Here is an 11198-nt window from a genome sequence, read left to right as displayed (position 1 = left end):
GTCGGGGGAGAAGGGTCTACTCCGAGTCGAGGACTTGGAACTCTGTCCGACGATTGAGCTGATCACAGACGGCCTGCTCCTCGGGAGAAGAGAGCCGAGCGATGAAGTCCTCCGTCAGCACACTCCCCGCTGGGAGGAAGGGATAAGCCTCTGCCGTCCGTCGGGAGACGACATGGGGGCGGGACTTCCCATAGCCCTCTGCTCGGAGGCGCTCTGGTGCTATCCCGAGCTCGGTAAGGTAGCGAACGACCGCTTCGGCTCTGCGCTGTGAGAGGCGAAGGTTGTAGCCCGCAGATCCATGGCGGTCGGTATGAGAGAGGAGGCGGATAGACACCTCTGGATTATCCGTGAGGAGCTTGTAGAGCATACGAAGTGCGGGCTCACTCTCGGGCAAGACTTCCGCCCTATCGAAGGCATAGTGCACCTCCCTCAACTGCTCGACAGCGACACGAGAAGCAAGGTAGAAGTCCACCGAATAGGTTTCGCTCTCCTGACTTGGATCAGTGCTGAGGCGCACATACTGATTGAGGTAGTTCGGTGCAGAGGCCAGCATGACATACTCCGTAGCTGAGCGGGCAGGGAGACGGAAGGCTCCCTCCCCATCCGTCGTGACCACTCGCTCCATCTCCTCGGCATGATTGCCCACCAGATGGATCGTAGCACCTCGGATGGGTTCACCCTCCCGATCAAGGACGAGCCCCTCGATCGTCGTCGTGACCTTTGCCCTACGGAACTCATACAGATGTGGGCGACCCCGAGCATCATCCCTCGAGGAGGCAAAGAGCCCCACTTCCGCTAGTTCCTCCCCTTCCCCACGAGGCCAAGCGTCGGGGACGGGGCTCGGGGCAAAGGCTAGGTCATCCGAAGGGCTATTGATCGGAGCGGGAAGGGGTGTCACCTGATACTCCCCTTCGGGGGATAAGACCGCCCGATAGATATCGAGCCCACCCAGCCCACTGGGTCTATCCGACGAGAAGTAAAGGATGCTGTCCGAGACAGCGTAGGGGAAGAGTTCATTCCCCGAGGTATTGACCTCTACCCCTAGAGGGAAGGGCTCTCCGACACGCCCGCCATCGAGGCGCACTTGATAGAGGTCTTTACCCCCTCGTCCTCCTGGGGCATCACTGACAAAGAAGAGCACATGCCCCGACGGGCTCACCGAAGGATGGGCTACGAGGATCGTGCTGTCGGCGAAGAGACGGAGCTCCCGACCTTCCCGCCACTCGCCCCGCTCCCCTTGCTCTGAGACATAGATCTTCGGAACATTCGTCCGCCCTCGATCGAGGGTGACCACACTGTAATAGAGCCTTCGTCCATCAGGGCTGAGGCTTGGCGCACCCTGCTCTACCCTCGGAAGGCTCAGCCCTCTGAGGCTATCGGGACGCACCGCCCACGACCCATCGGCACGCTGACTAAGTGAATAGAGCGCTCCTAGGGGCTCACCCGTCACAGGCGAATCGTCCTTCTTCGCTCCGTAGCGCCTTCTATTGCTTCCGAAGATGAGGGTCTTCCCATCAGCGCTGTACGTGACCCCATAGTCGCTATACGCCGAGCGTAGAGGTTCGAAGGGGCGCACTTCGTAAGGAGAAGTCCCCACCTGCTCTGACTCTGAGGCTAGTTCGGTGGATAAGCGTACCCGCTCTAGAGGCTCCCGAAGTAGGCTATCGGGGATATGTAGGCGCTCCGCTGCCTTCAGAAGGTTCAGCGCCGTAGCGTAGCGCCTTGCCTCTAGAGCTACTATACCGGCTTCGTAGGCAAAGCGCCCCTTAGCCTCCGCCTTCTTACGTGGAGTGCTCGCATACAGACGCTTATAGAGCACCTCGGCACGATGGTATGCCCCAGCACGCTTCGCCTCCTCAGCCTCACGCAGCACCGAAGGGGCACACGAGGCGAGGACGAAGATGAGGAATAGGGCGTGCAGTCCGTGACGAAGCGTCGGCATGTGGATGTAGTGACTAAGGGATGTGGATAAGCTTGTGCATCTGTAGGCTCAGTTGCCATTCGGGATGCTCTAGGACGTACTTCACACAGAGCTCTACCGCCTCACGATCGACATCATTCTGCGTCTCCCCCACGAAGATCGGGCTCACGAGATAAGCCCCCGCTGGAGGAAGGTCACTGATGGCGGGGGGAAGATCTATGTCACGGCCGATCGGGAAACGGAATTCCCCCACGCCCTGGGGGAAGTTCTGGTGCAAGAGGCGCATTGCCTCTCTTTTGGGACTACAGGTGATGTAGTCCAGCCCACGAGGGGGGCGACGTGTGCCGTTGGTCTCGATGGACTGGTAGTAGCCGAGTGCCTTGACGTAGGCGACGACCTCGTCGGTGAGCTGGAGCGTGGGCTCACCGCCCGTCCAGATGATGCGCCTTCCTGGATAGACAGCGATAGCATCACGGATCTCCTCCAGAGTCATCTCGACTCCCGAGTCAAACTCTGTATCACAGAAGCTACAGCGGAGGTTGCATCGGCTCAGACGGATGAAGATGGAGGCCTTCCCCATGTGTACCCCTTCGCCCTGCAGGCTGTAGAATATCTCGTTGACAAGCATAGTATTCTTTTCGTTCATCGTAGACAAAGATACGACGACTCCCCCAGCCCATCGGTTCCCGCCTCCACCATCACCCCGCCCCAAGCCGACGGACAGCCGTCCCTCACCTCTCGCTCCGTCCCCACCTACTCCGCCCCTTCCCTCCCCCCAAAAAGAACCCTACGGTAGGTCGCCAAAAAAAACTACTGTGGGTCGCATCGACGATCTACGGTAGGTCGCTTGACCGACCCACCATAGGTCGCTAAGGTGACCCATTCATGGGTCGGTCGAGTACCCCATTCATGGGTCCCTCCGCCGACCCATGAATGGGTAACTAGTTCTCCCCGCCGTGAGACGCTCCAGAGCCCCACCTTCAGCGGGGCTAGGACAAACAGAGACTTGTCGTATCTTTACCGAGGTATCTGAGTACGCCCCTAAGCTATGCGCCCAACGGGTATGGCAAGTAGGTCAACTCTCATGGTATCAGAAGGAGCATAAGGTAAGCGTATGATACAGCATGGAGCAAGCAGAAGAGAGTCCTCTTGCCCCCAAGAATAAAAGCGTGCTAAAAGAGGCTCAATGCCCCCATGCTTCAGTGGCCAGTGTAGTTCTAGGGAGAGATGCTAAAAGAAAATCATTCTCGTAGACATGACTAAAGCAAGCAAACAGCAGGATAGGAAAAGAACACGCTTAGACATCGAGAGATTTGAAGATTCGATGTTTCGAGTTCTTGCGACTATGGATAGGACGCTCTTACACGAACTAATCAGCAACTATGGCCTTGAAGCTTGTGATCGAGACGGGCGAAATATCCTAATCAACTTGATCATAGAGCATGGAGAAGATCTCTGCATGCATTTGCTACATGAGTATGAGATCGATGTGAATGCTACAGACTCTTGTTCGCTCACCGCTCTACACTTTGCTACGATAGAGGACTCCCCTGAAATTATAGTAAGATTACTCGATCTTGGGGCTATGGTGGATGCACAAGACGAAGATGGGAACACCCCTCTATTCTATGCGTCACGCTATAGAGTTAGCCCTACCGTGATAAGTCTACTTCGAGATCATGGAGCCTCACTGATGATCCCCAACAAGTATGGTGTTAGACCTATAGATTTGCCAATACAGAGCTAAGGGAAGTACCCTCAGCGCAACGAAGGGCTGAGGGAATCAGGAGCCCCACTAACTCCTACGACTCCAAGGGCTTTGAGAAGCTAGAGGAGAAAGAAAGCCATCCTCCTACCCGGAGTACAACAGGGCATGTAGATATGGAGCACTCCTGATTCAATAAAATGTAAGAGTCCACAGCATGGTTATTAAGAGGATCTTCATTAAGGCAGAGATTGAGCATAGTAAAGCTCCACACCGGAACTTCTCCTATAAATTCTACCTTAGGAGCAGGCATATATTTAACTTCATCGAAAGGGAGTGCCTCAGGAAGCTCAAGCAGGTAGCAGGCTATGACACCATCTCGATCGAACTACGATACGGATTTGAGTCTCCTTATATGCAGCGTACTGCAGAAGTTGTTTACCTCAATGTCCTCAGAATTACTCTTCCCTTCAATCTCGAGGAGTATAGACAATTATCAACAATGGATGAGTACTATGCATTTATTGAACAAACACTTATTGATGCGTTTGAGGTCGTTGGAGATCGCTTCAATTTACCCAGCCATGAGATCCTTGAATCATACCACAACTTCCTTCTGCAAGGGGGTGAGAATACGTGGACTCTACTGAGTAAAGTGCTAGACAAAGAAGGCAAGCTTAAGATCCAGCTGAAAGGACGATTGACCGAGAGCAACTTTATCCTTGAGTCTTTGCTCTACAAGGGGAAGACTCTGATAGATTCACAAGCTATATTCACTGGAGATCCAGACGAACTTATCTTTTCTAAGATAGCCAAGGAAGTCCATTTACATGATGGGAGTATTGTCATTTCGGGGAAGAATGGTATCATAAAGCGATTCCCCGTAGAGACCGAGACAAGTCCACCACATCTCCCCCACTAGAAAGGCACGAACAGCATGCTAGACGTCTATATAAACGATGGCACACAAACTTGCAAGAAGGGCGCCAAGCCTCTCAATGCCAGTTCAAGCCCTATCCGTACCATCTCCTCGTACTTAGATAGTCTAGGCAGAAAACTCGGCGTGAATACTAACCATATTGAGATTTTCGCTTAGCCCCAGGATAAACGATGGTCATACTCCAAGGAATGAGTGACAGACACCTATTCCTATCGACCAACTATTGCTCCAATAAAGAGGATGATATGCTAACACACCTGCTCAGCCAATCCTCTCCGCTCTTAAATGATCCTCTACCATTCATTGGAGATTAGTAGCAGCGATCATATAGCTAGAGCTGGCGCATCGAGCACGGGGACATCGTCTCAGGTGATGGGTAGTGTCAGCTCTGAGGAGATCACTCAGGCTGGATACAGGAGTCACAGCATGAAAGGGTGAGAGAGCTTTGCAGGGATGGGTTGATCCAAGCTAGAGGCTCATCTTATTGCTGGGGTATTTGCTTATATTGAGAAGATATGCTACCTTTGCACCGCAAAGAAGGTGGCAAATACTCTTCCTTAGCTCAGTCGGTTAGAGCATCTGACTGTTAATCAGAGGGTCCTTGGTTCAAGTCCAAGAGGAAGAGCAACCACAACAAGGGCAATGAGCCCTGTGCCACACTTCGATGCATGTCTTCTTCCTTAGCTCAGTCGGTTAGAGCATCTGACTGTTAATCAGAGGGTCCTTGGTTCAAGTCCAAGAGGAAGAGCATCCTAAAGCATACCGCCCCGAGCGGTGAAGTACTCCGCAGGTCCTAGTCGTAGGACCTGCGGAGTCTCTTTATATCCCCAGAGATCATGGGTACAATTACCCGAGAAGCCGTATCTTCGTAGTGTGAATAAGGTAGATAAGACTTCTCCCCGAGCTTCCTTTGCTCCGCCTCTTACCCAAGCGGACAGCACCGAGGGAGCATCGCTCCAGACTCCCCTCCCCTCCAAGACTTGGCGCAGCCTCTCTGGGCTCGCAGGCTCATCCCGTGCCCTGATCACGCCCCGACTGCGTGAGGCAGCACCTCTACTCGTACTTCTACGTGACGACGAGGAGGCGGGCTACTTCTATTCGGACCTCGCCCAATACCTTGGAGAAGATCGAGTCCTACTCTTCCCCTCCGCCTACCGCCGAGCTATCCGCTACGGGCACAGAGATGAGGCAAGTGTCCTCCTGCGCTCCATGGTACTAAGTGCCCTGCTTAGCGAGAAGAAGCGTGGACGCTCCCACTTACCCATCCTCGTCACCTACCCCGAAGCGCTCCTAGAGGGTGTACCCAAGGAAGGCGACCAACCGACAGAGACCCTCCTGATCCACAAAGGCGATCTCGTCGATCGGGATGAGCTTCGTGACAAGCTCCTTAGCTGGGGCTTCGAGCGAGTGGACTATGTCTATGAGCCGGGGCAGTTCGCACTGAGAGGAAGCATCGTCGATGTCTATTCCTTTGCCTCAGAGCTTCCCTACCGTCTGGACTTCTTCGACGATGAAGTCGAGAGCCTTCGTCGCTTCGAGGTAGATAGCCAGCTCTCCGTAGGACAGCTGGAGGAGATCACACTGAGCCCCGACCTAGCTAAGAGCCGAGGGGCACTAGTCTCCCTACTCTCGCTCCTTCCCCGAGGGACGCAACTTCTCCTCTCTGGCCGAGCTTCGCTAGCTACCCGCCTGCAGATGACTTGGGATGAAGCTCCGCTTCTACAGGATGGAGAGGGCTTCCGTGACCTCGACGAACTGAGGACCATGCTCATCGAGCCTCAGACGTTGCTACAGGAGCTACAGAGCTATTCGGGCTACGAGTTCACTACCGAGGCAGAGCCCGAAGGAATCCATTTCCATACCGAGCGTCAGCCCCTCTTCCACAAGGACTACGAAGCACTAGCTACCCAGATCCGCTCGTGGAAGAAGAGAGGCTACACCGTCTGGCTATCGGCCAGCACCGAGGCAGCCTATGAGCGTGTCCTCGACATCCTCACCCCTCACCTCAAGCCCACAGAGCTCCCCCAGCGCACCGCCATCACCCTGCACGAAGGCTTCGTCGACGAAGGGCACCGCTGGGTGCTACTCACGGAGCACGAGCTCTTCGACCGCTACCATAAATATAGCCTCCGTAGCGACAAGGCTACTTCGGGCAAGGTCACCCTCTCCCTCAAGGAACTACAGAGCTTCAGCCGTGGCGACCTCGTCGTACATGCGGACCACGGGATCGGGCGCTTCGACGGGCTGGTGAGCATGCCTCAGGGGGATCACATGCAGGAGTTCGTCAAGCTCATCTACCGCAACAACGACACGATCTATGTCAATCTCCACAGCCTGCACAAGCTCTCCCACTACCGTACGGGAGGCGAGAGTACGGAGGTCAATCTGAGTGTCATCGGTTCGGGGGCTTGGCAGCGCATCAAGGACCGCACAAAGAAGCGCATCAAGGACATCGCCCGAGATCTGATCCGTCTCTATGCTAAGCGACGGGAGACCGAGGGCTATGCCTTCAGCCCCGACAGCTACCTCCAGCATGAGCTAGAGGCATCGTTTGCCTTCGAAGACACCCCCGACCAAGCCTCCGCCGTCGCAGCCGTTAAGGCCGATATGGAGCGAGCCTTCCCAATGGACCGCCTCCTCTGCGGAGATGTGGGCTTTGGGAAGACAGAGGTAGCCGTACGAGCAGCCTTCAAGGCGGCCACCGATGGCAAGCAGGTAGCCGTCCTCGTACCTACCACCGTCCTCGCCTACCAGCATTACCGCACCTTCTCCAAGCGACTACGTGACTTCCCCGTCCGAGTAGACTATATCTCTCGTGCCCGTAGTCCGAAGGAGCTTCGTGCCATCCTCAGCGATCTCAAGGAAGGGAAGATCGATATCATCATCGGCACACACCGCCTGACGAGCAAGGATGTAGCCTTTCATGATCTAGGTCTCCTTATCATCGACGAAGAGCAGAAGTTCGGAGTAGCCACCAAGGAGAAGCTACGCCAGCTGCAGGTCAATGTCGATACCTTGACGATGAGCGCTACGCCTATCCCTCGTACGCTCCAGTTCTCCCTCATGGGGGCTCGAGATCTATCGAACCTCAATACTCCCCCAGCAAATCGCCGTCCCGTAGAGACGATCCTCACCCAGACTTCCCCACAGATCATCCGTGAGGCTGTGGGCTTCGAGATGAGTCGCAATGGGCAGGTCTACTTCGTCAATAGTCGTATCAGCAATATCGAGAACCTCGCAGCGCTGATCCAGCGAGAGGTACCCGACGCACGCATTGCCGTAGCACATGGCCGCCTAGCACCGAAGGAGATGGAGCAGATCCTCATCGACTTCGGCAACCAAGAGTACGATGTACTGGTAGCTACGAAGATCATCGAGAACGGGATCGACGTACCCAATGCCAACACCATCATGATCCACGATGCCCACCACTACGGACTGAGCGAACTGCATCAGCTCCGAGGACGTGTTGGGCGAAGTGATCGCAAGGCTTTCTGCTACCTCTTGACTCCGCCTCTGGAGGGACTCAGCGAAGACTCTAAGCGCCGTCTGCGTGCCATCGAGAGCTTCAGCGATCTGGGTAGTGGCATACGCATCGCACTTCAAGACTTGGATCAGCGAGGTGCAGGTAATATCCTCGGTGCCGAGCAGAGTGGCTTCATCACCGATATGGGCTACGAGACCTACCAAAAGGTCTTCTCCGAGGCGGTGCGTGAACTGAAGGCGGACGAATTTGCCCACATCTATGCCGATGAGGATAAGACGAGCGATGGCGAACTAGCAGACCGCTTCGTCGTAGAGACTCAGGTAGAGAGCGACCTCGAGCTGGCACTCTCTGATGAATATGTACCCTCCGACAGCGAGCGTATCCTCCTCTACCGAGAGCTCGACGGGCTGAACGAAGACCGAGAGCTTGAAGAGTTCACCGCCCGTCTTAGAGACCGCTTCGGTGCTCTACCGAAGGAGGCCGAAGAACTGGTACTCGTCCCCCGCCTACGTCGCTTAGGGCATCACCTCGGCATCGAGAAGGTCGTCCTCAAGTCAGGGTCTATGAGCCTGCACTTACTCTCTGATACGTCTAGCCCTTACTATGCTTCGGAGACCTTCGGTAAGCTCTTAGAGTACGTCGCCCGCAATAGTCGCAACTGCGAATTCGTCCAGCGTACGGGCAAGCACATCATCCGCATCGGCCACATTCCTTCGGTACATGCAGCGATCGAAGTGATGGAGCACATCCTTCGCCGTAAGGTCGAGGGGAGTGCCCTATAAAGACCGACCCACCAAACCTATTACCCCCCAAACAAAACTATGAGCTACATCCATCTCATCACCGGCGGAGAGCGCTCGGGTAAGAGCACCTTCGCCGAAGCTGAAGCCTTGCGACTCAGCCCCAATCCCGTGTATCTGGCTACAGCACGAGTCTGGGACGAAGAGTTCCGTCAGCGCATCTTCCGCCACCAAGAGCGACGTGGCCCCGAATGGACCAATATCGAGGAAGACCTCACCCCTTCGAAGCACGACTTCACAGGGCGAGTGGTGCTCGTGGACTGCATCACCCTCTGGTCGACGAACTATTTCTTCGACCTCGAGCAAGATGTAGACCGAGCCCTCGAAGCGCTACAGACCGAGTTCGATCGCTTGGTATCCCAAGATGCTACCTTCATCTTCGTGACGAACGAACTGGGTATGGGTGGCACATCCAGCTCACGCACCCAGCGCCTTTTCACGCAGCTCCAAGGCTGGATGAATCAATACGTCGGCGACCGAGCCGACCGAGTGACGCTGATGGTCTGTGGTCAGCCGCTCACCGTCAAAGGTTAAGCCCGCACTTCACCTCACATCATGATACAAGACTTCGATATCCGCCCCATCTCCGACGAAGAGATCCTAAGGGCACAAGCTTATATTGACACGATCGCTAAGCCTCTCGGCTCGATGGGACAGCTGGAGCGTCTCGCTGCTCGTCTCGCTGCCCTGCAGGACACCCTTCGTCCTTCGCTCACCCCCCGCGAACACTTTGTCTTCGCTGCAGACCATGGCATCGAGCGGGAAGGCGTAAGTAAGAGCCCCCGTGAAGTGACACGCCAAGTCGTCTACAGCATGCTTCGTGGCGGAGCTGGTATTTGCTTCCTGACGAGGCAACATGACTTCCGCCTGCATATTGTCGATGTGGGTGTCGACCATGAGTTCGGCGACGAACCGAACTTAGTGCACCGCAAGATCCGCCGTGGTACTCGTTCCTTCCTCTCTGAAGCAGCGATGACCACGGAAGAAGCTCAGCGGGCACTCTCGGTAGGGATAGTTTCCGTCGACGAAGCTCATCAGCGGGGCGTGAAGCTCCTTTCCTTCGGCGAGATGGGCATTGCCAATACCTCCTCTTCTGCCCTGTGGATGTACTACCTCACCGACTTCCCTCTGGAGGAATGCATCGGTCGTGGCAGTGGGCTGGATGATGAAGGCATGACCCACAAGCTTCACATACTCCGCCAAGCAGTCAAGAACTACACCGGTCCTTCAGATCCCTTCTCCATCCTCATCCATTTCGGAGGCTACGAACTGGTCTCAGCCGTGGGCGCAATGCTCCGTTCGGCCGAACTAGGTATTGCCTTCCTCGTCGACGGCTTCATCATGACGGCCTGCCTTCTGATGGCTCGTGCGCTTCATCCTTCAGTCGCGGGTTACGCCTTCTTCGGTCATGCGGGCGACGAAGCGGGGCATGCTCGCCTGCTTCATTATTTAGGTGCCGAACCGATCCTTCGCTTGGGCCTCCGTCTCGGTGAAGGTACGGGCGCCGTCTGTGCCTTCCCCATCCTCGACTCTTCCGTACGAATGCTCCACGAGATGGCTACGTTCACGACCTCAGGAGTCACGGATTACGTTTCGACCAAGGAGGAATAGCTCCGTAAACTTCTTATAAGTTCCCTCGTCGGGAACCGCCACGCTCCGAAGGGGAAGCTCGTCTTCCTTCTCGGAGAGCTTTTCTTTTCTCCCGAATGCTCCTTCATCCAAGCGAAGGATCTTCTTCGATAAAGGGAAGAAAATCCTTCAATCAAGGGAAGGAAATCCTTCTGGGAATGTGAAGGGCTCCTTGTCTCCGGCCAAGCACCTCCTTCCAAAGCAAGCAGTCATCGCTGTGAATTGGCCCGAAAATACCTTCTGAAAACCTCGGATGTACCTGAAGAGAAAGCAAAAAACCATTGAAGAAAAGTTAGAGCCACACCCGTCGCTTTATAAAGCGACGGGTGTGGTTTTAACTATTCATAATGATGTGAATAAGTTTTCTCCAGTGGCCTTCGAAGTTTTCTTCAAGCATTGATTGGATTTCTTTCTTGGATTGATTGGCTTGCTTTCCTTGATTTCCTTCCTTTCCTTCTTTCTTTACCTCCCCCTTATTTCCTTCCTGCCTTTACCTCCTTCCTTTGTTTTCCTTCCTAGACTCACTTGGCTTGCTCCCTTTCCTTCCTTAGTTGCTTGGCTTTACAATAGACGTTTTAATCGCCATATATGGGGACGAATACGGCGAAATCTACCTACTTGAATGGATTGTACTGCGCTATTTTTCCTCGTTTCTTTGTGGCGCTTATCCCGTAAAGCAAGCAGTAGCCCCAAGAATAGACAGCAGACACATAAGC

At 54.8% G+C, this 11198-nt stretch carries 7 protein-coding genes and 2 tRNA genes; 7 read left to right on the top strand and 2 right to left on the bottom strand.

From position 1 onward, the window contains the following. Positions 1-16 precede the first annotated feature (16 nt). Together HMPREF1556_RS08065 and HMPREF1556_RS08060 are read right to left on the bottom strand one after the other, a co-directional pair. Entirely contained in the window at positions 17-1942 is a 1926-nt protein-coding gene (locus tag HMPREF1556_RS08065; protein WP_021667941.1) for an OmpA family protein, read from the bottom strand. 13 nt (positions 1943-1955) lie between these two features. After that, positions 1956-2549 (bottom strand): 7-carboxy-7-deazaguanine synthase QueE, encoded by a 594-nt coding sequence (locus HMPREF1556_RS08060; RefSeq protein ID WP_044125408.1) that lies wholly within the window; start codon positions 2547-2549, stop codon positions 1956-1958. A gap of 627 nt (positions 2550-3176) precedes the next feature. On the opposite strand from HMPREF1556_RS08060, the gene HMPREF1556_RS08965 reads away from it, so the two are divergent. The 7 genes from HMPREF1556_RS08965 to cobT all read left to right on the top strand — a co-directional run bounded on the left by HMPREF1556_RS08965 (position 3177) and on the right by cobT (position 10464). Beyond that, a complete protein-coding gene (locus tag HMPREF1556_RS08965) occupies positions 3177-3668 on the top strand; it encodes an ankyrin repeat domain-containing protein (protein ID WP_021667937.1) in 492 nt (163 codons plus the stop codon). A 175-nt stretch (positions 3669-3843) separates the two neighbouring features. Beyond that, the gene (locus HMPREF1556_RS08050) at positions 3844-4548 is read left to right on the top strand and encodes a hypothetical protein (RefSeq protein ID WP_021667936.1); all 705 of its coding nucleotides are present in this window, start codon (positions 3844-3846) and stop codon (positions 4546-4548) included. A 569-nt stretch (positions 4549-5117) separates the two neighbouring features. Continuing rightward, a tRNA-Asn gene (locus tag HMPREF1556_RS08045) sits at positions 5118-5191 on the top strand. 49 nt (positions 5192-5240) lie between these two features. Next, positions 5241-5314, top strand: a tRNA-Asn gene (locus HMPREF1556_RS08040). A 125-nt stretch (positions 5315-5439) separates the two neighbouring features. Continuing rightward, positions 5440-8835, top strand: coding sequence for a transcription-repair coupling factor (gene mfd / locus HMPREF1556_RS08035; protein WP_021667934.1), 3396 nt, complete (start codon positions 5440-5442; stop codon positions 8833-8835). 39 nt (positions 8836-8874) lie between these two features. Then, on the top strand, positions 8875-9387 hold the full coding sequence (locus HMPREF1556_RS08030; protein ID WP_021667933.1) for a bifunctional adenosylcobinamide kinase/adenosylcobinamide-phosphate guanylyltransferase: 513 nt from the start codon (positions 8875-8877) through the stop codon (positions 9385-9387). A 21-nt stretch (positions 9388-9408) separates the two neighbouring features. After that, entirely contained in the window at positions 9409-10464 is a 1056-nt protein-coding gene (gene cobT, locus HMPREF1556_RS08025) for a nicotinate-nucleotide--dimethylbenzimidazole phosphoribosyltransferase (RefSeq protein ID WP_021667932.1), read from the top strand. Positions 10465-11198: the final 734 nt, after the last annotated feature.

It is taken from the genome of Porphyromonas sp. oral taxon 278 str. W7784 (assembly GCF_000467855.2).
GTDB lineage: Bacteria > Bacteroidota > Bacteroidia > Bacteroidales > Porphyromonadaceae > Porphyromonas.
The sequence above is the reverse complement of the archived record's forward strand: the minus strand, read 5'-3'. Positions and strand labels throughout refer to the sequence as shown.

Bases quoted from the DNA above. Each gene is read 5' to 3' on its own strand.
- HMPREF1556_RS08065 (WP_021667941.1), bottom strand. From the start codon at position 1,942: ATGCCGACGCTTCGTCACGGACTGCACGCCCTATTCCTCATCTTCGTC.
- HMPREF1556_RS08060 (WP_044125408.1), bottom strand. From the start codon at position 2,549: ATGCTTGTCAACGAGATATTCTACAGCCTGCAGGGCGAAGGGGTACAC.
- HMPREF1556_RS08965 (WP_021667937.1), top strand. From the start codon at position 3,177: ATGACTAAAGCAAGCAAACAGCAGGATAGGAAAAGAACACGCTTAGAC.
- HMPREF1556_RS08050 (WP_021667936.1), top strand. From the start codon at position 3,844: ATGGTTATTAAGAGGATCTTCATTAAGGCAGAGATTGAGCATAGTAAA.
- HMPREF1556_RS08030 (WP_021667933.1), top strand. From the start codon at position 8,875: ATGAGCTACATCCATCTCATCACCGGCGGAGAGCGCTCGGGTAAGAGC.
- cobT (WP_021667932.1), top strand. From the start codon at position 9,409: ATGATACAAGACTTCGATATCCGCCCCATCTCCGACGAAGAGATCCTA.